20 protein-coding genes are annotated in these 25,641 nt (G+C 57.7%); 12 read left to right on the top strand and 8 right to left on the bottom strand.

Annotated features, from left to right (window positions below; translation table 11 throughout):
• Positions 1-386: 386 nt before the first annotated feature.
• Positions 387-1,214 carry a class I SAM-dependent methyltransferase gene (locus ABJZ52_RS16850; protein WP_348190285.1) on the bottom strand — a complete coding sequence of 276 codons (828 nt, stop codon included), beginning with the start codon at positions 1,212-1,214 and terminating at the stop codon, positions 387-389.
• A 34-nt stretch (positions 1,215-1,248) separates the two neighbouring features.
• Complete coding sequence (locus tag ABJZ52_RS16845; protein WP_348190287.1) at positions 1,249-2,130, bottom strand: metal-dependent hydrolase; 882 nt, start codon at positions 2,128-2,130, stop codon at positions 1,249-1,251.
• Positions 2,131-2,460: 330 nt separating this feature from the next.
• Between ABJZ52_RS16845 and ABJZ52_RS16840 the strand changes: the two genes are divergently transcribed.
• The 4 genes from ABJZ52_RS16840 to gltS all read left to right on the top strand — a co-directional run bounded on the left by ABJZ52_RS16840 (position 2,461) and on the right by gltS (position 7,387).
• Positions 2,461-3,426 carry a glycine--tRNA ligase subunit alpha gene (locus ABJZ52_RS16840; RefSeq protein WP_348200171.1) on the top strand — a complete coding sequence of 322 codons (966 nt, stop codon included), beginning with the start codon at positions 2,461-2,463 and terminating at the stop codon, positions 3,424-3,426.
• A gap of 146 nt (positions 3,427-3,572) precedes the next feature.
• Positions 3,573-4,130, top strand: coding sequence for a LemA family protein (locus tag ABJZ52_RS16835; RefSeq protein WP_348188617.1), 558 nt, complete (start codon positions 3,573-3,575; stop codon positions 4,128-4,130).
• Between the two features lie 11 nt (positions 4,131-4,141).
• Complete coding sequence (locus ABJZ52_RS16830) at positions 4,142-6,103, top strand: DUF2207 domain-containing protein (RefSeq protein ID WP_348188615.1); 1,962 nt, start codon at positions 4,142-4,144, stop codon at positions 6,101-6,103.
• A 63-nt stretch (positions 6,104-6,166) separates the two neighbouring features.
• Positions 6,167-7,387 (top strand): sodium/glutamate symporter, encoded by a 1,221-nt coding sequence (gene gltS / locus ABJZ52_RS16825; RefSeq protein WP_348188613.1) that lies wholly within the window; start codon positions 6,167-6,169, stop codon positions 7,385-7,387.
• 34 nt (positions 7,388-7,421) lie between these two features.
• Here gltS and ABJZ52_RS16820 read toward each other — a convergent pair whose 3' ends face one another.
• Complete coding sequence (locus tag ABJZ52_RS16820; protein ID WP_348188611.1) at positions 7,422-9,005, bottom strand: EAL domain-containing protein; 1,584 nt, start codon at positions 9,003-9,005, stop codon at positions 7,422-7,424.
• 343 nt (positions 9,006-9,348) lie between these two features.
• Between ABJZ52_RS16820 and glyS the strand changes: the two genes are divergently transcribed.
• The gene (gene glyS, locus ABJZ52_RS16815; RefSeq protein WP_348188609.1) at positions 9,349-11,589 is read left to right on the top strand and encodes a glycine--tRNA ligase subunit beta; all 2,241 of its coding nucleotides are present in this window, start codon (positions 9,349-9,351) and stop codon (positions 11,587-11,589) included.
• 32 nt (positions 11,590-11,621) lie between these two features.
• Positions 11,622-12,149, top strand: coding sequence for an N-acetyltransferase (locus tag ABJZ52_RS16810; RefSeq protein WP_348188607.1), 528 nt, complete (start codon positions 11,622-11,624; stop codon positions 12,147-12,149).
• A gap of 36 nt (positions 12,150-12,185) precedes the next feature.
• On the opposite strand, the gene chrA is transcribed toward ABJZ52_RS16810, so the two are convergent.
• From chrA to ABJZ52_RS16795, 3 genes are all read right to left on the bottom strand, one after another.
• Complete coding sequence (chrA, locus tag ABJZ52_RS16805; RefSeq protein ID WP_348188605.1) at positions 12,186-13,457, bottom strand: chromate efflux transporter; 1,272 nt, start codon at positions 13,455-13,457, stop codon at positions 12,186-12,188.
• Positions 13,454-14,272 carry a sulfurtransferase/chromate resistance protein gene (locus ABJZ52_RS16800; RefSeq protein ID WP_348188603.1) on the bottom strand — a complete coding sequence of 273 codons (819 nt, stop codon included), beginning with the start codon at positions 14,270-14,272 and terminating at the stop codon, positions 13,454-13,456. The genes chrA and ABJZ52_RS16800 overlap by 4 nt, the downstream gene beginning before the upstream one ends.
• A gap of 142 nt (positions 14,273-14,414) precedes the next feature.
• Positions 14,415-15,653, bottom strand: a complete 1,239-nt coding sequence (locus tag ABJZ52_RS16795; protein WP_348188601.1) for an MFS transporter — start codon at positions 15,651-15,653, stop codon at positions 14,415-14,417.
• A gap of 384 nt (positions 15,654-16,037) precedes the next feature.
• Between ABJZ52_RS16795 and nadA the strand changes: the two genes are divergently transcribed.
• The 6 genes from nadA to ABJZ52_RS16765 all read left to right on the top strand — a co-directional run bounded on the left by nadA (position 16,038) and on the right by ABJZ52_RS16765 (position 21,802).
• On the top strand, positions 16,038-17,159 hold the full coding sequence (gene nadA / locus ABJZ52_RS16790; RefSeq protein ID WP_348188599.1) for a quinolinate synthase NadA: 1,122 nt from the start codon (positions 16,038-16,040) through the stop codon (positions 17,157-17,159).
• The gene (locus ABJZ52_RS16785; RefSeq protein WP_348188597.1) at positions 17,156-17,983 is read left to right on the top strand and encodes a hypothetical protein; all 828 of its coding nucleotides are present in this window, start codon (positions 17,156-17,158) and stop codon (positions 17,981-17,983) included. The genes nadA and ABJZ52_RS16785 overlap by 4 nt, the downstream gene beginning before the upstream one ends.
• Positions 17,984-17,994: 11 nt before the next feature.
• Positions 17,995-19,629, top strand: a complete 1,635-nt coding sequence (locus tag ABJZ52_RS16780; protein ID WP_348188595.1) for an L-aspartate oxidase — start codon at positions 17,995-17,997, stop codon at positions 19,627-19,629.
• 3 nt (positions 19,630-19,632) lie between these two features.
• Positions 19,633-20,493 carry a carboxylating nicotinate-nucleotide diphosphorylase gene (nadC, locus tag ABJZ52_RS16775; protein WP_348188593.1) on the top strand — a complete coding sequence of 287 codons (861 nt, stop codon included), beginning with the start codon at positions 19,633-19,635 and terminating at the stop codon, positions 20,491-20,493.
• A 113-nt stretch (positions 20,494-20,606) separates the two neighbouring features.
• The gene (locus tag ABJZ52_RS16770) at positions 20,607-21,515 is read left to right on the top strand and encodes an ATP-binding protein (protein ID WP_348188591.1); all 909 of its coding nucleotides are present in this window, start codon (positions 20,607-20,609) and stop codon (positions 21,513-21,515) included.
• Positions 21,506-21,802 carry an STAS-like domain-containing protein gene (locus ABJZ52_RS16765; protein ID WP_348188589.1) on the top strand — a complete coding sequence of 99 codons (297 nt, stop codon included), beginning with the start codon at positions 21,506-21,508 and terminating at the stop codon, positions 21,800-21,802. Before ABJZ52_RS16770 ends, ABJZ52_RS16765 begins: the two co-directional genes overlap by 10 nt.
• A gap of 244 nt (positions 21,803-22,046) precedes the next feature.
• Here the strand turns inward: ABJZ52_RS16765 and ABJZ52_RS16760 are convergent, their stop codons facing one another.
• Both ABJZ52_RS16760 and ABJZ52_RS16755 read right to left on the bottom strand, forming a co-directional pair.
• Positions 22,047-22,640 (bottom strand): HupE/UreJ family protein, encoded by a 594-nt coding sequence (locus ABJZ52_RS16760; RefSeq protein WP_348208047.1) that lies wholly within the window; start codon positions 22,638-22,640, stop codon positions 22,047-22,049.
• 114 nt (positions 22,641-22,754) lie between these two features.
• The gene (locus ABJZ52_RS16755; protein ID WP_348188489.1) at positions 22,755-25,523 is read right to left on the bottom strand and encodes a cation-translocating P-type ATPase; all 2,769 of its coding nucleotides are present in this window, start codon (positions 25,521-25,523) and stop codon (positions 22,755-22,757) included.
• Positions 25,524-25,641 lie beyond the last annotated feature (118 nt).

Below are 25,641 nucleotides of genomic sequence, written 5' to 3'. Positions count from 1 at the left end.
GGAAGATGACGCGCGGAGCAATGGCCTAACACAGCTTCCCTGAAATGATCATTCGTATGGGGGTGTTTGTGCAAGCAATCGCCGGGGCTTCTGGGCCGAACAATGATGACCTTGGCAGCGCAAGTCGGGGGCTGTAAAAGTCGTGCCTTCCCTGCACTGGCAGGGTTCCAAAAGACGCAGGCCGTTCAGAACGGGCGCGAGGTTTCAGCGTACCTGATCGTCGCTGCGCTTGTCCGGGAAGGCATAGAGAGGGGCAGGGACCACCGCACCCGCTGGCGTCATCCTCGGGTACGTCCCGAGGATCCACTTTTCCAGTTGCTTGCGGCGATGGGTTCTTGGATTGCCGGGACGAGCCATCGCGGGTGCGGCGTTGACGAATGCCTTGCCTAGCCCGCCTTCCGATAGACGCGCGCCAGATAGATCACCTCGCCGTTCTTTAGCCATTTATAAAGCGCTGAGCCCTTGGTGCCTGCGAATTCCTTGAAAAAACGACCAGCAAGCGGGATCTTGGCGATCCGAGCGACCTTGCGTTCATTCATTTGATCAAGAGCGGCGACCACGCCGGGTGAGAGCACTGTCTCTCGCTGTTTTTCAAGGGCCTTGACCGCCTCGAAAGACGCGTCGGTGCCGGGCATCATGGCTTTGCCGCGCATGTCCGCCCAGGTAAAGCTGCCGCCGGGTCTAAGTACACGGGCAACCTCGCGCAAGAATGCGTCCATGTCTGAATAGCAGTGGGAGGATTCGATGTTCACGACGACATCAAAGGAACCATCTTCGAAGGGCAGATTCTCGGCATCGCCAAAGGCATAGGACAAGACGTCCGTTTCGCCATTGAGCGCCTGCGCACGTTTCACAGTCACCGGTGAATAGTCCACTCCGACGGCCTTGGCCGCACCGTGATAGTTTGCAACATAGGCGGTTCCCCCTCCGCGGCCGCAGCCGACCTCCAGCACCCGCTTGCCAGCGAGGTCGATGCCGTCGACAGCCTGGAAATAGAGACCGATGAAGGCGCGCTCCGGCTCATCGATTTCATCAAGTGGGAATGCGGCCTTGTCTGCCGGCGGCAGATAGCCGTAGTTCATGAAACGCCAGTCGCCGTCAGTCCAAAAGCGGGACATGAGGTTATAGAGCCGTTGCCAGCCCCACTTTCGGGCCTTTGGAAAAATGCCTCTGTCGGCTGCTTCCAACACCATGTCGAACACACGACTTGTCATGAAAATCTCTTCCTCTGGAAAGGTCTCGGCAATTTCAGTTTGTCGGTGCCAGTTCAGGTGCAGGTGCCGTCTTGGGCTTGGCAATGAGGTCAGACGTTTCCCGGTCGACCCACTCACGCCATTTGTCGATCAGCTTTTCATCCCGCTCTTTCGCAGGGTCGTAGCTTGGAAGGTAGTACTTCAGGAAGGCAAGCAAGCTGAAGCGCGCAAAGCCAGGTTTGACGATCAGCAGCCACCAGAACCGTGTCCAAAATCGAATGCCGGTCTTTTCGCCATCGGCCCGTGCATAAAGGCCGACGTTGCGCAGGTAGTTGATCAGGAATGTAACAGCCACGCCGTTGATCGCGCCGGTGCGCAGGAAATAGCGTTTCCAGGCGGGCATATCCCGGGAAGCATCTTTGAAGACGTCGATGGCGACGGCCATATGCTCAAGCTCTTCAAGTGCGTGCCAGGTCCAAAGCCTGCGATAGCGGATGTCTGCGCCTTCAAAAACCTCCGGATGACGAAGGACTGCAAAGGAGAAGACAGCTGTAAAATGCTCAATGGCGCAGGTGACTGCGAGCCGGATCATCGGGCTCTTGATGGTCTTTAACGTGGCACAAAGGTTGGCCTCCATCTTGTCGACATCATAACCAAGCGCTTTAAGCGAATTATTGTAATCCAGGTGTTCGCGGGTATGGAATGCTTCCTGCACCGAATACCCCTTGATCTCGGCGGTCAGCTCGGCGTCGGAAAGCTTGCCGGCATAGTGGGTCAGTGAACGAATGAAAAACCGCTCTCCCTCGGGCAGCGCAACCGAGAAGCAATCAATGATCGCGGTTTTTTGCAGGTCGTTGTCGAACCAGTGCCGTTGCGCAGCCTTGGAAATGCCAAAGTGTATATCGCGCGGAATAATGTCTTTATGTACGTCGCCCATAAATTCGCTTTCCATATTTCGCTCGCGCCGGACGATAGAGGAATGAAGCGTAGTTTCATAGGCTTATGTAGGGAACAGTCATGGCAGAGAATGCCGAAGTTTGTGAGTGAGTTTTTGCTTCGAGAGGAGCGGGACTGCAGTTAGTTCAGCAGCCTGCGCTCAGCATGCCGGATCCAGAGCCCTGACGTCCTTGCTGGAGCATCTTCTGGCCGCTCGATCGTTGGCCACGCCCTTGACCTTCTGCCCCTTGCGTGGCACCTGTCGCCAACAATGGAGCGGCGTGATCTTCGCTGCCCGAAAATCAACCGGATCCGACGGAAACGAAAAGCCATGTCGAGCGATGTCCCGGCGCATATGCGTCCCGAAAACTCCTTTCAGGGCCTGATCCTGACCCTTCAGCGCTACTGGGCGGATCAGGGGTGTGTGGTGTTGCAGCCCTATGACATGGAAGTCGGCGCGGGCACGTTCCATCCTGCAACGACGCTGCGCTCGCTCGGGCCGCGGCCGTGGAAGGCTGCCTATGTTCAGCCGTCCCGTCGCCCGACCGACGGCCGCTATGGCGAGAACCCGAACCGTCTGCAGCACTATTACCAGTTCCAGGTCATCTTGAAGCCGTCGCCGGAAAACCTGCAGCAGCTTTATCTGGACTCGCTGAAGGCCATCGGGCTCGATTCAGCGCTGCACGACATTCGCTTCGTGGAAGATGACTGGGAAAGCCCAACGTTGGGCGCCTGGGGGCTTGGCTGGGAGTGCTGGTGCGACGGCATGGAAGTCTCGCAGTTCACCTATTTCCAGCAGGTGGCCGGTTTCGAGTGTTCACCCGTGTCCGGCGAGCTGACCTATGGTCTTGAGCGCATCGCCATGTATGTCCAGGGCGTCGATAACGTCTATGATCTGAACTACAACGGCATGGAAGGCGACGACAAGGTCACCTATGGAGATGTCTTCCTTCAGGCCGAGCAGGAATATTCGCGCTACAATTTCGAACACGCCGACACGGACATCCTGTTCCGGCACTTCAAGGATGCGGAAGCCGAATGCCGTGCCATTCTGGATGCAGGTGCCAAGGCCCGCGAAGACGCCGGTGCCAATGTGCACCAGGTCGTGCTTCCGGCCTATGACCAGTGCATCAAGGCCTCTCATGCGTTTAATCTGCTGGACGCGCGCGGCGTGATTTCGGTGACCGAACGCCAGAGTTACATTCTGCGAGTGCGTGAACTGGCCAAGGCCTGCGGGGCCGCATTCCTTGAAACGGAAGCGGGCGGCGTCGGGTATCAGCTTGAGGCGGCCGAGTAAGGCGCAGCCCCTCAAAACCACCGCCTGAACCTGCAAAGTGTAATCTGAATTACAGTTCGCCGGTTTTGCAAACCTGATAGCTCGTCAGCCGGTGACAAGCGGCCGATCTCCCGATAGCTTCCGGAGCAATTGTTTCGGAGGTTTTCATGGTCAGTTGGTTCGTTCTTGCATTTCTGTTTGCGCTCTCGCTATTCGCCATTCTTCTCTACAACACGCTGGTGAAGAAACGGCAGATGGTAGAGGAAGGCTGGAGCGGCATCGACGTCCAGCTGAAGCGCCGGGCAAACCTGATCCCCAATCTCATCGAAACCGTCAAGGGCTACGCGTCTCACGAACAGGAGACGCTGGACCGGGTCACCGAACTACGGGCGCAGGTCAGCGCCTTGCCGAAGGGGGATGTCGCTGGCAGGGCACAGGCGGAAGGCATGTTGTCCCAGGCCTTGGGCAAACTGTTTGCGGTTGCCGAAGCCTATCCGGACCTCAAGGCGAGTCAGAATTTTTCCGATCTGCACACTTCACTTGATGAAATCGAGAACGCGATCCAAATGGCCCGACGCTATTACAACGGCGCGGTGCGCGGGCTGAATGTTGCCGTGGAAAGCTTTCCCTCGAACCTGATTGCCAACCAGTTCAAGTTTGAAAAGGCAGAGTATTTCGAGATCGAAGACGCGGCTGAGCGCGCGGTGCCCAAAGTCCAGTTTTAAGGAGCGCTTCCGTGACATGCTGTCGTTCCCTGAGACTGATCCTCTTCGCTGTCGCCACGCTTTTAGGGATGGCGGGTGCGCAAGCGGACGAGCGCATTCAGACGTTTGTCTCCGACATTGTCGTGCAGCAAGACGGATCCTTGATGGTGACAGAAACCATTACGGTCCGTGCCGAAGGCGATCAGATCAAGCGCGGCATCTTTCGCGATATTCCGTTGAGGGCCAAAGATGCGGACGGCTGGACCCATGATGTCGGCTTTGAGCTGCTGTCCGTTCACCAGGACGGCAAAAAGGCTCAATATTTCACCAAGCTCAATGGTGATGGCGTCAGGATTTATATTGGTGACGCGAGCGTCTTTCTGAAGCCGGGGACCTACACCTATGCCATCACCTACTTGATGGATCGGCAGGTTCGGTTTTTCTCTGATTATGACGAGGTCTACTGGAACGTCACGGGCAATGAATGGATTTTCCCGATAGACGAAGCCGTTGCCAGGATTTCCCTGCCGCATTCCGCGAAAGCGTCAGAATGGGCCGGGTATACCGGCGGGTACGGCGAGGCGGGGACTGCTTATGTTGCCGAACAGGAGCCGGCGACATCCCGGATCGTTTTCACAACCACATCACCCCTTGGCGCTTACGAGGGGCTGACGGTTGCCGTCGCCTTCCCAAAGGGTGTTGCAGACGAACCCGGTGATCGCGAAAAGCTTCTGACCTGGCTCCAGGACCAGCGTGTGCTGGTTGTCGGCAGCATCGGGCTTTCCGTCCTGATGCTCTATTACCTGGTGACCTGGCTGGCTGTCGGACGGGATCTGAAGACGGGTGTTGTCTTTCCAAGGTTCAAGGCACCGGAAGGAGTGTCGCCCGCTCTTGCAAGCTATATCGTTGAACGCGGCTTTGGCGGAACGGGATGGACCGCTCTGTCGGCGGCGTGTTTGAGCCTTGCGGCGAAGGGATATCTGACCCTGACAAAAAACGATGACGTCATGGTGCTGCAGTCAGCCAGTGCTTTCAGGCCCGGCTCGGACGGGAAATTGCCGAACGGAGAAGCCGTCATTGAGGCGTTTGTCTCCGGGAGGGGCGGGTCCCTGGCGCTGGACAAGAACAACGGCGAAGCGATCAAGACACTCGGCGCAAAGTTCCGGTCGGCAATTGCCAGGGAAAATCGTGGTGTCTATTTCATCAAGAACGGATGGTACCTGTTTGCAGCACTTGTGCTGAGTGTGGTTGCCATCGCGGCTCTGTTTGTTTTCGGCAACTTGAGCGACAGACAACTGGAGAGATCCCTGCTGTTTGGGTTTTTCTCCGTTTTCTCAACCGCCCTTTCGCTCGGGTTGGCACATTTGATCTTGATGCCGTTCAAATCTGCCCTGGGTGAGACGGCCAGAGACGTTTTGTTCTGGATTGCCTTTGCAGCGATTGCGGTTGGGGCCCTGTATCTGATCAGTCTTCTGACCGCGCTGATTGTCGGTGATGGCTCCGAGATCCCTCTGGTGCCGCTGTTTGTCCTCGCGATCGTCGTTCTGTTTTTCTTCTATGCGAACCACATCGATGCACCGACAGCTGAAGGGCGCTCCATGATGAGCGAGATAGAGGGTTTGAAGCTCTATCTGTCAGTTGCCGAAAAGGAACGCCTGAACATGTCCGGCGTTCCGCAGATGAGTGTCGTGCATTTTGAAGCATTGCTTGCCTATGCGGTCGCCCTAGGGGTCGAGGAGCCCTGGGCGGAGAGGTTCCAGCACTGGCTGAACTCGGCGACGCAAGCGGCGGAAAATCACGACTATCGCCCGACCTGGTACAGTGGTCGTGACTTCAATGGCCACGATATCACCCGCAGCATCGGGGCAACGGCCAGCGCCATGGCCGGGTCATTTCAGTCTTCTCTGCCCGCTCCGAAGTCTTCCAGTTCCGGCTCTTCCGGCGGAGGCTCTTCCGGTGGCGGCGGCGGCGGAGGCGGCGGGGGCGGGTGGTAGCTGGCGTCTTTCCACAACCGCGGCTACAAGGGGGCCATCGGCGCAAGGGAAGGCATAAACGAAATGACTGAGGGACTGCTCACAATCGGCGAGTTCGCGAGTTTCAACATTGCGATCATCGTCTATTTTCTCGGCGTGCGCCTTAACGCGCTGTTCCCGCTGCTCAACAATTATAACATTCCGGAACCGGTCTCCGGAGGCTTGCTGGTCGCGACCCTGGCCCTGATCGTCTATCTGGCAACAGGTGCTGAAATCGGCTTCTCGCTCGCCGCTCGCGACTTCCTGCTGCTGTATTTCTTCACGGCTATCGGCCTCAACGCGAAATTCTCCGATCTCGCCAAGGGCGGCAAACCGCTGTTGATCCTTCTGGTCCTTACCGTGGGCTATATGCTCGTGCAAAACGGCATCGGCACAAGCATTGCCCTTGCGATGGGCTTGCCGGTCGGTTTTGGCCTTCTGGGTGGCACGATCTCTCTGGTCGGCGGCCACGGAACTGCCATCGCCTGGGGCCCGACCCTGGTTGAAACCTACGGCGTAACCGGTGCAGTCGAAATCGGGGCGGCCACGGCAACCCTCGGACTGATCGCCGCGTCCCTGTTGGGCGGGCCGATTGCCGACATTCTGATCAACAAGCGCGGTGCAAGGCCTGCGTTGGCGGCTCATGAGGAAACGCCGGTGATCGGTATCGAGCATGATGACGAAGCCACGGCCACGGTGACCCACACAGGCCTGATGCGCAGTCTCCTCTGGCTCAATATCGCCATCGGGCTTGGTTTTGGTCTTCAGGAAAGCCTCAAGCTGGGGCTTGGTCTCGACTTGCCGCTTTTCGTCGTCTGCCTGTTCTGCGGCATCCTGCTGTCCAACACGGTGCCCGCCGTGTTCAAGACAATGACCTGGCCCGCCCGTTCGCGCTCACTGGCGGTCATCTCCGACCTTGCGCTGGGCATCTTCCTGACCATGTCACTGATGAGCCTGCAGCTGTGGACCGTTGCCGGTCTTGCTGGCCCGATGCTGATTATTCTGGCAGCTCAATTGGTCGGAGCCGCACTCTTCATTGTCTATGTTCTGTTCCCGGTTATGGGACGGGACTATGAGGCAGCTGTCCTTGGTGCGGGCTTTGCGGGATTCGCGCTGGGTGCCACGCCGACGGCGATTGCCAACATGACCGCAGTCACCAAGCAATATGGCGCAGCAACACGGGCTTTCCTGATCCTGCCATTGGTCTCGGCGTTCTTCGTCGACCTGTCCAACGCAGCGATCATCTGGCTGTTTCTCGGCGGCTAGAGGCCGATCAGAATGATGAGCGGGTGCAGACTGCTCAGTTGATGGCCTTGGCCATGTCGTTCCCGGAGGGCGCGTCGACAGTGTGGGGCATTGCGCTCCCTACGCCTTGCTGAGCAACCATTTCGTCGATCCGCGCAGCGGCCTTGGCCGCACTGAAAAGGAAGCCTTGCCCGAACTGACAACCGCTTTCGGCCAGCTTGGTCATGACCGCGGGTTGCTCGATACCCTCGGCCACCGTCTCGATGCCGAGCCCCTTGGCCAGTACGAGGATCGCGTCAATGATGGCGGCGCATTCGGCGTCGTCTTCCATATGCAGGGTGAAAGACTTGTCAATCTTGACCTTGTTGATGGGAAAGTCCCGCAGATACCCAAGGCTCGAGTGGCCGGTGCCAAAGTCGTCGAGCGCGATCTGGATGCGCGCCTCCGACAGCTGCTCTAGGACAGCCTTTGCCGCGCGTGGGTTCTTGAAAAGAGAGGTCTCGGTAATCTCGAGGATCAGCCGACCCGGGTTAAGGCCGCTGTCGGCGAGGATCGACATCACCTTCAGTGGAAACGTATGGTCGTGCAGCTGGACAGGTGACACGTTGAAGCTCAGGAACATGTGCTCCGGCCACTGGCTGGCCACCCGGCAGGCCTCCCGCAGAAGCCGGTCCGTCAGTTCCGAGATGATACCGCTTTCTTCGGCAATCGGGATGAACTGATTTGGCGGCACATGGCCAAAATCCCTGTCTGACCAGCGGGCGAGGGCTTCGAAGCCGCGGATCTTCTGGCTGGCGAGATCCAGGATCGGTTGGAAATGGACCTGAATTTCATTCTCTGCCAGGGCCGACCGCAGTCGCTGTTCCAGCAAGGTGCGGTGCAAGATGGACGCGTCCATCTCCATCTCGAAGAAGCGATAGGCCGAGCGACCCGAAGTCTTGGCCCGGTAAAGCGCAATATCGGCCCGCCGCAGAAGCTCGGACACCGAAAACCCGTCGTCCGGGAACATCGAGATTCCGACGCCGGTGCCGACCTGAACCTGACGGCTTTCGAGGCAAATCGGCTCCTGGATACGTGCCAGGAGGCGCCTTGCCAGATCCGCGGCCTCTCTCTTTTCTGCCAGTGGCGGTGTCACGATGGCGAATTCATCACCGCCCAGACGAGCGATCATGCCCTCGTTACCCACTTCGCTGGAGAGCCTGAGGGCGAACTCGCGCAGCAATGCGTCGCCGAAAGCATGGCCGTAGACATCGTTGATCGGTTTGAAGCCATCAATATCGAGCATCATCACCGCTCGTCTTTGCCCATGAATGGTCTTCGCCGTCAGTTCTGCAAATCCGTCAATAAATTTGCGGCGGTTCGCCAGACCGGTCAAAGCATCGTGCTCAGCCAGCTCGCGCGCCTGTTGTTCGGCAACTGCGTGACGGTTGATTTCACCCTTGAGATGCAACAGGCGAAAGATGCCGTAGATGGAACCTGCGATGAAGAGCGTCAAGGAATAGCCGATGATCAGGTCGAAGAGCCAAACCGGCCCATGCTTGATCAGCAGCGCATAAGGCTCGGCCTCGGCCAGAATGTAACCAATCGGAACGACAGCGACGACAAGCCAAAGGCCACAGCGAAGAGTATAACGAGGCAAGCGCTGAAACAGTCTCAAAATCTAAAGGCTCGGCTTGTTTGTGTTGGACTTCAGTATTGCCGATTTTTTATTTAGGAAGCGTGAATTCGTCGTCTGGGTATAGGGATATTGTAAAAAATAACAGTGTTTATGATTTTTATATTTGAAAGCGCTTGTTCGGCTTCTGGCAGCATGACGGCGGGGTCGGCCCCTCGAAAAACGCTACCAAGCAGCGTGACCCTTCCAAGGGGGTGACAAAACCAGCCTGAATTGCTAACGGACGGGCACTGAATTTACCGGGCACGCTGCCCGCGATTGACCACGGGCATATCGCCCGCCAAACACCTGAAGGCTGTTGACTCCAATGCCCGATCTCCTGCTTGAACTTTTCAGCGAGGAAATCCCCGCGCGCATGCAGCGCCGCGCCGCTGAAGACCTGAAATCCCTTGTGACCAATGCTCTGGTCGATGCGGGTTTGCCCTATGAAGGGGCAAAGGGTTTTGCAACGCCGCGCCGTCTTGTCCTGCATGTTGCCGGCGTTCCGGCTGCATCAGCAGCAACGCGTGAAGAGCGCAAGGGCCCGCGAGTTGGATCTCCGGACAAGGCTGTCGAGGGTTTCCTGCGCGGGGCAGGTCTTTCCTCCATCGATGAGGCGACGATCCAGAGCGATCCCAAGAAGGGTGAGTTCTACGTCGCGGTGATCGAAAAGCCGGGTCGGCAAGCCATCGACATCATTTCCGGGTTCATGCCCGGTCTGATCAAGGGGTTTCCCTGGCCGAAGTCCATGCGCTGGGGCACGGGATCGATGCGCTGGGTGCGTCCGTTGCATTCCATCGTCGCGACATTCGGTCCTGAAACAGAAGAGCCGGATGTTGTTCCATTTGAAGTCGAGGGCGTCACGTCAGGACAAACCACACGTGGTCACCGCTTCCTTGCCGATGAGGCCTTCGAGGTTCGCCGCTTTGACGACTACGCGCCGAAGCTGGAGAAGCACAAGGTTGTCATCGACGCCGATCGCCGCAAGGACATGATCCTGCATGACGCGCGCGACCGCGCGCTCGCGCTTGGTCTTGAGCTGGTTGACGATCCAGGCCTTTTGGAAGAGGTCGCAGGCCTGGTCGAATGGCCGGTGGTTCTGACCGGTACCTTTGATGAGGCTTTCCTGGAAATCCCGGACGAATGCATTCAGTTGACCATTCGGGTGAACCAGAAGTGCTTCGTTCTTCGCGACCCGAAGACCGGCAAGCTGGCCAACCGCTTCGTGCTCACCTCCAATCTTGAGGCAAGTGACGGCGGCAAGACCATCGTCGCGGGCAACGAGAAGGTCATTCGCGCCCGTCTCTCCGACGCGCGGTTCTTCTGGGAAACCGACCTGAAGACGAAGCTTGCGGACAACTTGCCCAAGCTCGACAGCATCGTGTTCCACGAAAAGCTCGGCACACAGGGCGAGCGCGTCAAGCGTCTCGAAGCGCTGTCGGCTGAAATCGCGCCGCTGGTTGGCGCAAATGTCGACAAGGCCCGTCGTGCCGCGCAGCTGTCCAAGGCGGACCTGGTCTCCGCCATGGTCTATGAGTTCCCCGAGCTCCAGGGCCTGATGGGCAAGACCTATGCTGAAAAGCAGGGTGAAGACGCTTCTGTCGCCATCGCCATCGAGGACCACTACCGCCCGCAGGGCCCGAGCGACAGCGTGCCGACCGATCCGGTCGCCATCGCCGTTGCGCTGGCCGACAAGCTCTACCTTTTGGCAGGGTTCTGGGCCATCGGCGAAAAACCGACCGGTTCCAAGGATCCCTTCGCCCTGCGCCGTGCCGCACTGGGTGTCGTTAGGATCATTTTGGAGAATGGGCTGCGTTTACCGCTTAAAGACTTGCTACTTCGACAAGTAAGGATGATCGCGACCGAGATTTACTATAGAAGTAAGGCTCAGACTTCCGATCAGATCGAACAGCTTAAAGCAGCTGGCGTACAGCACGATTTTGCCGATGAATTGAGCGATCGGTTCTCAGGCTCTGTCAAAGCGATTGATACTGACGAAAACGATCTGATACCTGGTGTTCATGATGCAGTTGAGGATGATGTCGCCGACCTTCTGTCTTTCTTCGCCGACCGCCTGAAAGTTCACCTGAAGGACGAAGGTGCCCGTCACGATTTGATCGACGCCGTCTTTGCGCTCGGCGGTCAGGACGATCTGCTGATGGTCGTCAAGCGCGTTGAGGCGCTTGGCAAATTCGTCGCTTCCGACGACGGTGCGAACCTGGCTGCTGGCTACAAGCGCGCGGTCAACATTCTGCGCGCCGAGGAAAAGAAGGGCGGGGCGCCCGTCACCGGCCGGCCTCATGCGGACCACTTCAAGGAGCAGGCCGAGATCGATCTGGCCGCAGCCATCGACACGGCGCGCGCCGAAGCAGAGGCTGCCGTCAAGGACGAGAACTTCGAAGGTGCCATGGAAGCGCTGTCGAAGCTTCGCGCGCCGGTCGACACCTTTTTCGAGGACATCCTGGTCAACGACGAGGATCCGGACATCCGCATGAACCGTTTGCGGCTTCTGTCCGAAATCCGCGACGCCACCCATGTTGTTGCCGATTTCTCCAAGGTGGCGGGCTAACGCTGCAGGCAGCACGAGGCGAGGTGAATGCAATGCCGGAACTGATCCGCGAAAGCGTCGCCTCCGACTTTCCGGTTCTTGAGGGGCTCTATCCCCTGGCGTTTCCGGACGAGGACCTCCTACCGTTGCTGCGGGACTTGTTTGCTTCTGATTGCGTTCTTCTGTCGCTCGTTGCAGAAACTGACGGAGCCGTGGTGGGGCATGTTGTCTTCACGATGGTGCAAGTCGGCGGAACAGACGCGAAAGCCGCCCTGCTGGGGCCGGTCGCCGTCGCCCCGGACCGGCAGAAACAAGGAATTGGATCGGCTCTCATCGAAAGGGGCTTCGGCTTACTGGCTGATGAGAACGTGTCCCGCATTTTCGTTCTGGGAGATCCCGCCTATTACGGCAGGTTCGGATTTGATCCAGAAAGCAAGGTCGTGACGCCTTTCGAGATTCCGGTGGAATGGCGCGAGGGCTGGCAATCGAGAACCTTGTCCGACGGCGCGAGCGACGTGTCGGGCACGCTGGTCGTGCCGGAACCGTGGAACAAGCGCGATCTCTGGGTGCCGCCCGAATAAAGCCCGGCCGTCTTTCAGTCTCGGAACATCGAACGATCAGATCTGGCTGACCAGCAAGCCGCTGGCCGCCATCAGAACCAGCACTTTGCCCAGGCCCATGTGAAGGCGCAGCAGCAGGACCCCGGCAAGACAGGTCAGCGCTGCTGCCCGCCAGTCGAAGCTTGCCACGTCCGGCAGCCACAGGGTCAAGGGGCCGTGCTGCTCCTGTTTCACCGATCCAAAAAGCGTGTGGAGTGCGAACCAGATCCCCAGATTGAGGATTACGCCCACCACCGACGCTGTGATGGCCGCAAGTGCGCCGCTGAGCTTGGGTGCGCGGTCGAGCCGGTCAATGAACGGGGCTCCCGTGAACACCCACAGGAAACAGGGCACGAAGGTGGCCCAAAGGCCGACGACAGCCGCCGCCAGCCCCATCACCACACCGCCTGCCTTTTCGCCGGCAAGATAGGCGACGAATTCGGTCACCAGAATGAGCGGACCTGGTGTTGTCTCCGCCAGCCCGAGCGCATCGATCATTTCGTTGGCTGTCAGCCAGGAACGGTTGATCGCCACTTCCTGTCCGAGATAGGTCAGCACCGCATAGGCACCACCGAAGGTCACGACCGCCAGCTTGGAAAACAGGATCCCGACCTGAACCAGAAGATCATCCGCCCCGAGGGCCAGCCAGAGTGCCCCGAGCGGGACGACCCAAAGCGCCAGCCAGAAACCTGCCGTCAGGATGGTCCGCTTCAGGATGGCTGGCTGAGGTGAAGCGTCGTCAACCTCCTCGCGGCCGTGGCTGGTGAAATAGCCATAAAGCGCAGCGACCAGAATGATCACCGGGAAGGGAACGCTGAAGAAGAAGATCGCGACGAAGGCCAGTCCCGCCAGAACCCAATAGTCCCGGCGTTTGAGCGCACGCTTCGAGATCCTGAGCAGGGCTTCAATGACGATGATGATCACAGCCGCCTTGATGCCGAGGAACAAGGCGGCCACGAGCGGCGCGGTGCCGAAGGCGGCATAGAGGCTGGCAAGGACCAGCATCACCAATGCGCCGGGCATGATGAAACTGAGCCCGGCGATCAGTCCGCCAAGGGTGCCGTGGAGACGCCATCCGGACCAGGCGGCAAGCTGCATCGCTTCTGGGCCGGGCAGCAGCATGCAGAAGCTGAGCGCGTTGAGATAGGTCTTCTCGCTGAGCCACTTCTTCTCATCGACAAGCACCTTGTGCATGAGGGCGATCTGCGCAGCCGGGCCGCCGAATGACAGGAAGCCGATTTTCAGCCATGTCGCTGCGGCTTCCTTCAAGTTGGGATGTGAGGAGGTCATTTTCCGCTGTGCATCTCTGGCCAGTCGTGGGTTTCGCTCGTGGCGTCTCGGCACCACCTGTAGAACGCATCATAGAGCGCGAGGCCCGCTTCCAGCTGGGCCACGTCGTCCCGGTACATCCGCGACAGGCCGAGTGAAGCTGCCAGAAGACCCGCGCATTGGGGCTCGAGGTCGAGCCGTTGTGTGTCCGCGCCGCGTACGATCCTGGCCAGATGAAGCAGGGCGGCGCTTGATAGGCCGAATTCCTCGATCATGGTATCGAAAGTGCAATTTTCGCCCCGGTGAGACCAGGTGACGCCCTCGATGTCAAAAGGCGTCGCGTCAAAGCGCTCGGCTACCGCGGTTACTTCCTGCTTGGCGACGAACAGAAAGACAGCCGATGGGGCAACGAACCGGCGGATCAACCAGGGACAGGCAATCCGGTCGACTTTCGGACGCAGCCGGGTAACCCAGACAGTGCGGCCTTTTTCGTCCCGCTCTGGCAGCTTGCAGCAATTGACGTTTGGCAAACCGGCTTCGCGCCAGGCAACCATTCCGCCCTCAAGGCTCTCGGTCTCAACCCCTTCATGGCGGAGCCAGGCTGCAACCCCTTCGCTCAGTTTCTTGCCCTTGTGGCAAATGATGATGGCCCGTTGGCCACGAAGCTTTTCGGCGAGGGTATCGATCTGGTCATGTGGATGACGGAAGGCCCCTGGGATCAGCAACCGGTCGACCTCGAAGTCCTCATCGATACGGACATCAACAAGAACCGGACAATCCGGTGTTCCGACCAGGCGGTTGAGTTGGGAAACGGTAATTTGGTTCGGCGCAGGCATAGCGTCCTCCATAGCGTATGGATCTCAGGACGCGATCTTTGAGCTTGCGCTTCACGGGGACGTCGCGGGAACCCCTTGCGCGAAAAATGTCCTCAAGAGAAGCAGAAGTCAATCAGCTTCTCTTGAAGGTTTCATGTCAAAGCTATTCGGCTGGCACGTTGGCCAGACGCGGCACAGGCTTTTCCTCTATCGGCCAATGAACGGCCGCCGCGAAGATCCCGAGAGCAATGCTGACGTACCAGATCATATCGTAAGAGCCCGTCTCGTCGTAGAGTTTGCCGCCGAGCCAAACCCCAAGGAACGAGCCGATCTGATGGGCCAGGAAGACGAAACCGAACAGGGTCGCCATGTAACGCGGTCCGAACATGACCGCCACCAGCCCCGAAGTCGGAGGCACTGTGGAGAGCCACAACAGCCCCATGGCTCCGGAGAACAGCAGGACGGTTAGCGGCGAAGCGGGTAAAACAAGGAACAGGGCGATCACGACTGAACGGGCGAGATAGATGCACGACAGGAAAATCGGCTTGGACCAGCGCCCGCCAATGTAGCCCGAAGCGAGTGAGCCGACGATGTTGCAGAGCCCGATAAGCGCAAGAGCAATGGCTCCCCAGGACGGGTCCAGGCCAAGGTCTGCGATATAGGGCGGCAGGTGGACCGTGATAAAGGCCACATGGAAGCCGCAGACGAAAAAACCGAAGGTCAGAAGGATGAAACCACGGGTTCCGAAGGCCTCTGAAATGGCAGACTTGAGGGTCTGGTTGGAAACTTCAGGAGATGTCGACTGATTGGATGCCTTGCCTTTCAGGGCAATCGCCATCAGCGGAATAATCGTGATCAGACCGGCAAAGAAGATTAGCGTTTGCTGCCAGCCGACAGTCGCGATGAGGCCGTTGCCGAGTGGTGCGAAGATGAACTGACCGAGCGATCCGGATGCGGTGCCGATGCCGAAGGCAAGGGAGCGCTGCGCCGGGGAGACGATCCGGCCGAAGGCGGCAAGCACAAGCGAGAATGACGAGAAGGCGATGCCAAGTCCGATGAGAACGCCGGCGGAGACTTGTAGCGCGACGACACTTTCAGCATCCGCCATCATCAACAGACCGGCTGCATAGAGCAGGGCGCCGACCGTCATGGTCTTCCAGGTGCCGAAGCGGTCTGCCGACATGCCGGCAATCGGCTGGCCGATGCCCCACATCAGGTTCTGGATCGCGATGGCGAGCGCGAAGATCTCGCGGCTCCAGTCACGTGCTTCCGTCATCGGCTGGAACAACAGTCCCATGGCCGAACGCGGGCCGAAAGACAGAAGGGCGATCACGCAACCACACACGATGACCAGTGGAATATTCGGACCGGAACGAGCGGTAGCAGTCTGGCTATTAGGCATGATCTTGTCCCGATCCGCGTTTCAAAGAACCGGCACGATACGGTCCGGAGGATATTGAAAAAAGTGATTTCTTTTGAAGAAAGGATCAAAATTCTGAATGAGTGGTGCCGCCGCGATCGCAGGTCAGTGGGCTGATATGGCAAGATGCGCGACCGGTCTTGCTAAGTCGGCTTCGGTGATATGTTTCGATCAAAAGTATTCAGGTATATGAAAATAATAGTGAAATAAGAACGAAAGGGTCATGTGTGAGGAATTTTATGGATTTTTCAGATCGGCGGGGATATATAAACTCATTATGAGCAAAAGAGTTGGTGGGGCACATCGCCCTGTTTTCTTTTGCATTTAATATACTCAATATGAGTATAAACTATGAGGGAGGCCGCCATGACCACGACGAACTTTGGTGTCGCATGTGAAAGCGTCGAGCAGACAACCGCCTTTTCCACCAGCCCGCCGTCAGCCTTGCAACGGTTCGCGGAAATCGAGCGGCCCTCCCTCGACTACACGCCCGAGGTGGCCGAAGCGACCGCGTCGATCTACGAGAAGGTCAAGCACATCATTCCTGCTATCGAGTGGCCAGTGCTTGCGCCGACAATCCATGCGATCAATCGGCTGAAGAAAGAACGCAGCGCGGTCATCCTGGCGCACAACTACATGACCCCGGACATCTTCCACGGCGTTGCCGATATCGTTGGAGACAGTCTTCAGCTTGCAATCGAGGCCAAGCGCGCGAATGCCGATGTCATTGTCCAGTGCGGTGTGCACTTCATGGCCGAGACCTCGAAGATCCTCAGCCCGGACAAGACGGTATTGATCCCGGACATGAAGGCTGGCTGCTCGCTGGCTGAATCGATCACGGGCGCAGATGTTCGTGCACTGCGCGAACGCAATCCTGGTGTGCCGATCATCACCTATGTGAACACCTCGGCCGACGTGAAGGCCGAATGCGATATCTGCTGCACGTCCTCCAACGCCCTGCAGGTCGTGGAGAGCTTCGGCACTGACAAGGTGTTCCTAATCCCGGACAAATATCTGGCGGCCAATGTCGGGAACAAGACCCATGTGGAGGTGCTTGTGTGGGATGGCGCGTGTGAGGTTCACGAGCGGTTCACCGCTCAGGAGCTGCGCGACTACCGCAAGATCGACCCGGGAGTGAAGATCATCGCTCACCCCGAGTGTCCGCCCGAAGTCGTGGCCGAAGCCGATTTTGCCGGGTCCACCGCGCATATGATCGACTGGGTCAAGACGAAGCAGCCGGAAAAGGTGATGATGATCACCGAGTGCTCCATGGCCGACAATGTGGCCAGTGAGACGCCCGGTGTTGACTTTATCCGGCCCTGCAACTTGTGCCCGCATATGAAACGCATCACCCTTGGCAAAATTCTCGACAGCCTTGTCGAAATGCGGGAAGAGGTGGTCGTTGATCCGATCATTGCCAAAAAGGCGCGTATCGCGGTCGAACGGATGATTAACCTGAAAAAGATTAGCCAGGACTTGTATCGGTGAACGATAGTGACAAACGCAAGGAAAGCAGATCGCCAACAGACGTTTATTTAAAGGTCAAGAGGTGGTCTGCAATATTTTGGATCGTTTGTACATTTTACTTTTTTGGGGGAATTGAGGACAGTTCAATAAAGAAGCTGGAATTTCTCGGTTTGAGGATTGGGGATGATAGTCTTATTCCAGTTCTTCTGTTTTTTATATCCATTTACATGTTGTACAATCTTGTATTTTGTTGGGAAGTTCAGAATTCAATTGTAAAAAGTGATATTTTTTTGAAAGTAGACTATCGAATCCATATTATAGTCGCATTTTTATTTTTGTTTTTCTCTCTCCTGAATACCCTGTATTCAGTGAGATTATTTGGCATCCACATCCCGACTGTACTGTCAGAGTTGTTCGATATCTCCAACGGAGCTCTTTCGTCAGCAATGGTTTCGATTTTCTCCGCATCTATTGGAGGAATTGCAACAATGATTTCTGCAGCTTCGGTGGCTGTAGTACTTCGTAAGTTGAGATTTGCAAAATCAGAACAGGACCATGTTATTTTTGAAGAGATAACTAATTTTAAATGGAAGTTTTATTATACCGGAAAGCGTTCTGAAGATGAATCGAAAGTAATGACATTCACGTCTGAAGGAAAAATTGAACAAGGTGCAAACGGGAATGAAGCCTCGTGGATCGTTCGGAATGGCATTCTTGAGATTTTGAATGGTAAGGGCGATGTGTACAGTCGCTTCAAGAAGGACGGTGACGTCTTCAGGCATACCAATGATGACGACACGCTGTCTCTTCGAGATCAGTTTATGGAAAAACTAGAGAAGAAATAATTGGGTTTGTAATGGGCGTTTCCTCTGAGGATTTTGTCCCCGCGCTGGCGGGTAAGGACGTTGACGACGTCGTCATTCTGGGCGGTGGACTGGCCGGTCTGTTCTGCGCGCTCAAACTGGCGCCGCGTCCAGTCACCGTGATCTCCAATGCGCCGATCGGGCAGGGCGCATCCTCCGCCTGGGCCCAGGGCGGCATCGCGGCAGCTGTCTCCGAACAGGATACGCACAAGAAGCATTGCGACGACACGCTGGCCGCTGGCGCAGGCATCTGCGAAGACAAGATCGTCGAGATGATGACCCGGGAAGCAGGGGAGCGTGTCCGCGATCTTCTGTCTTACGGGGTGCCTTTCGACCAGGATCTGGAAGGGCGGCTGGAGCTTTCCCGCGAGGCGGCCCACTCCGAAAACCGGGTCGTGCGCGTGCGTGGAGACATGGCCGGCCAGGCGATCATGGCTGCGTTGATCGCAGCGGTTCGCAAGACGCCGTCAATCCGACTGCTGGAAGGCTTCATGGGCGAGAGCCTGATGGGCGAAGGCCGTTATGTCACCGGTGTTCTGGCCCGCAAGCGCGGCGGCCTTGAGCGTATGGCTTTTCCCGCCCATGCGGTGGTGCTGGCGTCAGGCGGCATCGGCCACCTTTTTGGCGTGACGACCAATCCCGGCGAAGCCAACGGTCATGGTCTGGCGATGGCCGCGCGTGCAGGCGCTGTGATCGCTGATGCGGAGTTCGTCCAGTTTCACCCGACCGCTCTTAACGTCGGCAAGGATCCCGCGCCTCTGGCGACAGAGGCCCTGCGCGGTGATGGCGCCCTTTTGATCAACGCCGCCGGTGAACGGTTCATGGAGGGCGTCCACGATCTTGCCGAGATGGCCCCCAGAGACATCGTTGCGCGTGCGATCCACCGCGAAGTCGAAGCGGGGCGCGGTGCCCTCCTCGATTGCCGGGACGCCGTCGGCAAGAGTTTTGCCGAACGCTACCCGACCGTCTTTGCGGCCTGTCAGGAGGCGGGCATCGATCCGGCGACCCAGCCGATCCCGGTTGCCCCAGCCGAGCACTATCACATGGGCGGCGTTCTGACCGACGCCAACGGCAGAACTTCGCTCGACGGTCTTTGGGCGGCTGGCGAAGTGGCGGCCACCGGAGCTCATGGCGCGAACCGCCTTGCGTCGAACTCACTTCTGGAGGCGGTCGTCTTCGCCGCACGCATCGCCGAAGACATTCAAGGTCTGATGCCGACGCCGCGCAGCGCCTATTGGAACGAGATGGACAGCGAGCCGGGACTGCCGAGCCAGCGCAACACTGATGAACGTGAGGCGATCACCGTGCTGCGTGAAACCTTGAGCCGCAACGTTGGTGTGGAGCGCAGCGCCGACAGCCTGCGTCAGGCTCTTGTCGACATCGGCCAGGCAGAAGCCAGGTGTCAGCGGGTCTCGATCCGCAACATGATGGCATCCGGAAGGATCATTGCAGCCGCGGCCCTCAAACGCGCGGAAAGCAGGGGCGGTCACTTCCGGGCCGACTATCCCGATGCCGACCCAGCGCAGGCGCGGCGCTCCTACATAACGCTTGATGAGGTGAACGCCATTGCCGAGGCGGCGGCTGATCAGGCTGCCGGCAATTCCGTCTCGAACGCAATGGGAAGCTGATCAATGTCCGCCCAATTGCCCGTGCTGCCGAAACTGATGATCGACGAGGCCGTCAAGGCCGCGCTGTTGGAGGATTGGGGCCGGGCAGGGGACATAACCAGTCAGGCGACGATCCCGGCGGACAAAGCCGCAACGGCGGTGATTGCAGCGCGTAAACCCGGGGTGCTCTCCGGCCTTGGTTTGGCCGAGAGCACATTCCGTCAAACCGAAGATGCGCTGCGGTTTGAAGGACTGGCATCTGACGGCGGGCGGCTGGAAAAGGGCACCATCGTCGCCCGAATTTCCGGACCCGCGCGGGCCATCCTTTCAGCGGAGCGTGTTGCCCTCAACTACCTTGGCCATCTGTCTGGAATTGCCAGCGCCACGGCGCATTTCGCGGACCTGATCTCCCACACCAGTGCGGACATTGTTTGCACCCGCAAGACCACGCCGGGCCTGCGTGCCTTTGAAAAATACGCGGTGCGTTGCGGCGGCGGCTCAAATCATCGTTTCGGCCTGGACGATGCCATCCTGATCAAGGACAACCACATTGCTGTTGCAGGTGGCGTGCGTCAGGCCATCGAGGCGGCCAAGGCCTTTGCCGGCCATCTGGTCAAGATCGAGGTGGAAGTCGATACGCTCGACCAGTTGCGCGAGGCGCTTCCCCTGAAACCGGATGTGGTGATGCTCGACAACATGGGGCCGGATCTCTTGAAGCAGGCAGTCCAGATCGCGGACGGTCAGGTGCTTCTGGAAGCCTCAGGCGGCATTGAAGCCGACACCATCAAGGCGATTGCCGAAGCCGGTGTCGACCTTATCTCCTCCGGCTGGATCACTCACTCCGCAACTGTTCTGGATCTTGGTCTGGATATCGAGATCGGGTGAGGGAGACTTGGTCGGATCGGACGTTCGGATATTACGGTTCTTCACGCTATGAAGGTAGATTTTTTCTTCGCAACGTGTAGTGTATTGGAAGTGGTCGGCAAACGGCAGTGTGATTGGAATATTTCAACAAAAATATGACAATACAGGTCCTCCTACCATATGAGTTCACGGCACCCGATATTTTTCCCGTTATCAAATCAAGGTTTGGTAGGTTCAGCGAGGTTCCTGGGGAAGTAACGTTCGATTTTTCTAGATTGAATTTTGTTCGTCCGTCAGGAGTTGTATTTCTAAGTAATGTTGCGCGGTTTCTACATAGAAGTGGCTGCAAGGTTACGTTTTGCGGCATGGAACGAGATGCGGAATGCATGCGTTTTCTAGACGATGCCCGTTTCTTTGAGCAGCATATCGGGAAAAAGATTTTTCCTGGAAGTCACGTGAGGCAGACGACACAGCCTTTGGTTGAAGTTCGTCATGAGCGCAGTCACAATTGGCTACGAACTACCTTAATACCTTGGGTATCTGCGTCGTCTAATGTGCCTGAACACGATTTGTATAATCTACAGACTTGTATTTCGGAGATATTCAACAATATCAATGATCATTCCACGCAAGATGTCGGTAGCATTTTTGCGCAATGGTATCCGAAAGAAAAGCGAGTGATGTTGTCGGTCGCAGATTTCGGGACAGGGATACCAAACGCGGTGAGAAGCGTTGATCCTGAGCTGTCAGACCCTGCCGCAATAATGCGTGCTTTCGAAGAATGCTTTTCGTCAAAAAGCAGTCCAAGAAACCGCGGTCTCGGCTTATTTGACTTGCAACAGAACATTGTGGGAAGATTTGGAGGAATTGTCACGGTGTACTCTCTGGAAGGGGCCGTAACGTTCAGTGACTTTCAGGGTTCGGTAATCCGGCGTGAGTATGATGTGGAAGGTTACTGTCCTGGTACGCTCATTGACATCGAACTCAGCACAGATCGTATTGAAATTACCAGCGGAGAACGGGAGAGTTTCGAATGGATATAGTAGTTCGAAACATTGTGCCAAATTGTGATACAAATGCCGATGGCGCCTTGATTAAGGCTGCCCTTACAGAGCATTTGTGTGCCGATAGGCTCGTAACTGTTGATTTTTCTGGGATTAACAACGTCACCTCTTCGTTTGTGAATACCGCATTCTTAGAGTTGATCGAAGAATTTGGTGCACGAAAGTTCAAAAGTGTTGTTAGTGTAGCGAACGCGACCAAGCAGACAGCTGACATGATTAAACGGCGGGTTACTGGGCAGACAGGAAAGCTGGCTAGCGTCGCTTAAGACTTGCGATGGATTTCATTGAGAATTCAGCGTCCGAAATCTTCACAATTTCCTCTGCTTCAAAGAGGCCGGGTGTGAAAGGTTCGCGATAAGGTGACCTTCATGCCAGAAGATCTTTTGTTCTTCCTGGCATGAAGATGAACTTTAGAAAATTCCGTTCACTGAGCCAGCTTCCGCGCAGCGATTTGTAGGCGGGTTTCGACGGTAAAACCTTGCGTTAGTCGCTTAATATAGGTCGCCTCAGCTAAGCGGCCATCAGCGCGAGGCCGCAAAGGGCGGTGACACCGCCTAGAAAGCGGGTGGCGATTTCGCCGCGCCGGGTTTCAGGGCCCAGGCCAACCTTGGCGCCATAACCGATCAGGACGCCGGCCGCGTGCAGCAATGCCGTTGCGGCGACAAAACCAGCCGCATAGCCAAGTTCACCGGCCCCACCGATCTCGCCGCCATGGGCGTGACCGTGGAAAAAACCGAACACACCGACAAGAAGGGCGCTTGGCAGGAGCGCAAAGCGTGCGGCGACGGCGACGAGCGCGCCAAGCGCGACGACAGATGCCAGGATCACCGGTTCCACCATCGGGACGTGAACGCCCAAAAGGGACAGGCCGAAGCCGGCAATCATCAGTCCGACGAAGGCGCTCGGCAGCGCCCAAATGGCCTTGCCGCCGAGGAGAGCTGCCCAAAGGCCGACCGCGATCATCGCCAGAACATGATCCAGGCCGAAGACCGGGTGGGTAAAGCCCGCAGCAAAGGAACCATGGGAGGCCGGGTCGAGATGGGCATGGGCGGGGGAGGACAACAGCAGGAAGGCCGCTGCGGCGGCGAACCGTTGAAACGTCATGATTGGATCCTTGAATACAAGTTGATCAGGTGCCCCGGAATGGGTCGCACCGTTGCCGGATGGCGGAGTCGATGGTCGCGGATTCGCGCCTGGAATGGAAGTGCTCGCGCGCATCTAGAGAAATTTGAAGCCGAAGAGCTCCTTGATCCCCGACAGCAGAAGCGTGGGCAGGGCGGCGATGAAGATCGCTTCCAGGAGATGCCGGGCACTCAGTGGTTCGGTGTTGAGGATGTAGTTCCCTGCCGGCGTGTAGATCGCGAGCAACGACAGGGCAGCTGACAGGGCAACCGCGCCGAGCAAATACGGATTGTCGAAGGGGTTCTTGGTGAAAAGCGTTCGGCTCGAGCGCGCATCGAAAATATGCCAGAGCTGGGCACAAATCAGTGTCGCAAATGCCAAAGTCTGCGCATAGGCGAGCGGTTGGCCGCGTTCGAGCGCTGTGTTGAAAACAAAGAACGTGAGGCCGCCGACGGCGAGGCCTCGGATGATGATCATCTCCTTGAGACCTCCGGAAAAGATGTTCTCGTCCCGCCCGCGCGGTTTGTGTTTCATCAGGTCCGGCTCCGCCGGTTCAAAACCGAGGGAAAGAGCAGGAATGCCATCCGAGACGAGGTTCACCCACAAGATCATCAACGGTGTCAGGGGAAGGAGCGGGTCGGCTCCCATCAGCAGGAACGCAAAGAGGATCGTCGAAACTTCGGCGACATTGGCGGTGAGGGCCTGACGAATGAACTTGCGCAGGTTGTCATAGATCCGCCGTCCTTCGCGAACAGCGGTTACGATGGTCGAGAAATTATCATCCAGAAGCACCAGAGAAGAGCTGTCCTTGGCGACCGAGGTTCCTGATATGCCCATGGCAATGCCGATATCTGCCTTGCGCAGCGCAGGCGCATCATTCACGCCGTCTCCGGTCATTGCCGCCACTTCGCCGTTGGCTTGAAGGGCCGCTACAATCCGCAGCTTGTGTTCGGGCGTCACCCGGGCAAAGACGGCGGCGCGTTTGACGGTTTCTCCAAGCTCTTCATCCGAAAGCGCGTCCAGTTCCGCGCCGACGTGAACGGTTTGCTCATCCGATGTCTTGATGCCGATCTGTTCTGCAATGGCCTGTGCTGTGACGGCATGATCTCCTGTGATCATCACAGTGCGAACACCGGCGCTGGTGGCTTGGGCAACTGCATCGGGAACTTCCGGCCGTGGCGGGTCCATGATGCCGTGAATGCCGATGAGCACGATGTCACGTTCGGGATCTTCATGATTGAGATCACCCGCCGAGATCTTCCGGTAAGCGACGGCAAGTGTGCGCAGGGCATCATTGCCGAACGAGGTGATCACCGACTCGATTTCGGCTCGGTTGCCATCATTGATCGGGACTTCTTCGCCATGCAGGCGAACGTGTGTCGCCCGCGCCAGGATCATGTCCGGGGCACCCTTTGCCACGAGGTATTCCTCACCGTCCGGCAGGCGGGTGTGCACGCTCATCATCTTGCGCGTGGAATCGAACGGGAAGTGAGCCAGCGGAACATAGTTCCGGGCCTTGAGGTCACTTCTGGAAACGCCGAGCTTGGCAGCGGCCACGACCAGCGCGCCTTCGGTCGGATTGCCCTGGATCGCCGGCCTCCCGTCGACCTCGATCATGCGCGCTTCATTGCAGAAGGCGGAGATCATCAACATCTCGCGCAGATCGTCCTCGACCTCTGGATCTGCTTCGGTCTCATCCGCGCCAAGAAACACTCCACCCGGATCGAAGCCTTCTCCGGTGACTTGCCACGTTTTTCCGCCGGCCCATAGACGCATGACCTGCATCTGGTTCTGGGTCAGTGTTCCCGTCTTGTCGGAGCAAATGACTGATGTGGTTCCCAGCGTTTCCACCGAGGACAGGCGGCGTGCCAGGGCGTTCTTGGACGCCATGTTCTGTGACCCGAGGGTCAATACGATCGTCACGACGGTCGGAAGGCCTTCGGGAATTGCGGCGACAGAAAGAGAGATCGCCGTGTTGAGCATCTCAACGGCGTCCATGCCATTGAGAATGCCAATGCCGATAATGATCGCCACAACGCAAAGGGCTGCGCCTATCAGCACACGCGACAGGCCTTCGATGCGCTCTTGAAGGGGCGTCTTGGGCTCCTTGGCCGCCGCCATCAACCCGGCGATATGGCCGACTTCCGTCGTCATCCCGGTGGAGGTGACGATGCCCACCGCCGTGCCTCCGGTCACCTGCGTGCTCATGTGGCCCATATTGAAGCGCTCGGCGAGGACTGTCTGAACGTCGGCGAGGATCTGGTCGTTCTTGTCGACCGGTTCCGACTCTCCGGTCAGGGCGGCCTCATCGACTTGAAGGCGGTGAGCGGAGGCGAACCTCATGTCGGCGGGAATGATGTCTCCGGCCTTGAGTTTGACGATATCACCTGGAACCAGATCAGCCGCCGGAGTGTCTCTCCACTGCCCATCGCGCATGACATGAGCCTGTGGGGCGGCCATCTCACCGAGCGCCGCAAGCGACTGCTCGGCTTTATACTCTTGCCAGAAGCTGATGAGGGCGTTGATCACGACGATGACCAGAATGGCAACCGCATCCACCGTGTGCCCTGTGTAGGCGGAAATCGCGGCTCCGACCATCAAGATGATCAAAAGAGGATTGGCAAACTGTTGCAGCAGCAGGATCAGCGGCGAAAGTTTGTCTGTTTCGGCCAACTTGTTGGGGCCGACCTTGCCCCGACGGCTGACTGCATCCTGCTGCGAGAGGCCACGTTCGACCTCAACATTCAGCGTGCGTGCCGTATCATCTGATGACAGCGTGTGGGGTGGCGTATCTTTGAACAGGTAGGTGTCGAACCCGGAAGACCGATCTTGTTCGTCGGACCGGGGCTGCTGTTGCATCTGCATCGATACGTTCCCGCGTAATCAATTGAAAGCCAAATGGCCACCTCGCGGACGTCCGCAAGGTGGCCACCAAGTTGTACAGCAAATGGGAACGAGTTCAATTATGCCGGGTATCGGACGC

The sequence above is a fragment of the Roseibium sp. genome, from assembly GCF_039982295.1.
Classification (GTDB): domain Bacteria; phylum Pseudomonadota; class Alphaproteobacteria; order Rhizobiales; family Stappiaceae; genus Roseibium.
The sequence above is the reverse complement of the archived record's forward strand: the minus strand, read 5'-3'. Positions and strand labels throughout refer to the sequence as shown.

Excerpts from the sequence above, each read along its gene's own strand:
- ABJZ52_RS16850 (WP_348190285.1), bottom strand. The coding sequence starts at position 1,214 with ATGACAAGTCGTGTGTTCGACATGGTGTTGGAAGCAGCCGACAGAGGC.
- ABJZ52_RS16845 (WP_348190287.1), bottom strand. The coding sequence starts at position 2,130 with ATGGGCGACGTACATAAAGACATTATTCCGCGCGATATACACTTTGGC.
- ABJZ52_RS16840 (WP_348200171.1), top strand. The coding sequence starts at position 2,461 with ATGTCGAGCGATGTCCCGGCGCATATGCGTCCCGAAAACTCCTTTCAG.
- ABJZ52_RS16835 (WP_348188617.1), top strand. The coding sequence starts at position 3,573 with ATGGTCAGTTGGTTCGTTCTTGCATTTCTGTTTGCGCTCTCGCTATTC.
- gltS (WP_348188613.1), top strand. The coding sequence starts at position 6,167 with ATGACTGAGGGACTGCTCACAATCGGCGAGTTCGCGAGTTTCAACATT.
- glyS (WP_348188609.1), top strand. The coding sequence starts at position 9,349 with ATGCCCGATCTCCTGCTTGAACTTTTCAGCGAGGAAATCCCCGCGCGC.
- ABJZ52_RS16810 (WP_348188607.1), top strand. The coding sequence starts at position 11,622 with ATGCCGGAACTGATCCGCGAAAGCGTCGCCTCCGACTTTCCGGTTCTT.
- chrA (WP_348188605.1), bottom strand. The coding sequence starts at position 13,457 with ATGACCTCCTCACATCCCAACTTGAAGGAAGCCGCAGCGACATGGCTG.
- ABJZ52_RS16800 (WP_348188603.1), bottom strand. The coding sequence starts at position 14,272 with ATGCCTGCGCCGAACCAAATTACCGTTTCCCAACTCAACCGCCTGGTC.
- ABJZ52_RS16795 (WP_348188601.1), bottom strand. The coding sequence starts at position 15,653 with ATGCCTAATAGCCAGACTGCTACCGCTCGTTCCGGTCCGAATATTCCA.
- nadA (WP_348188599.1), top strand. The coding sequence starts at position 16,038 with ATGACCACGACGAACTTTGGTGTCGCATGTGAAAGCGTCGAGCAGACA.
- ABJZ52_RS16780 (WP_348188595.1), top strand. The coding sequence starts at position 17,995 with ATGGGCGTTTCCTCTGAGGATTTTGTCCCCGCGCTGGCGGGTAAGGAC.
- nadC (WP_348188593.1), top strand. The coding sequence starts at position 19,633 with ATGTCCGCCCAATTGCCCGTGCTGCCGAAACTGATGATCGACGAGGCC.
- ABJZ52_RS16765 (WP_348188589.1), top strand. The coding sequence starts at position 21,506 with ATGGATATAGTAGTTCGAAACATTGTGCCAAATTGTGATACAAATGCC.
- ABJZ52_RS16760 (WP_348208047.1), bottom strand. The coding sequence starts at position 22,640 with ATGACGTTTCAACGGTTCGCCGCCGCAGCGGCCTTCCTGCTGTTGTCC.
- ABJZ52_RS16755 (WP_348188489.1), bottom strand. The coding sequence starts at position 25,523 with ATGCAGATGCAACAGCAGCCCCGGTCCGACGAACAAGATCGGTCTTCC.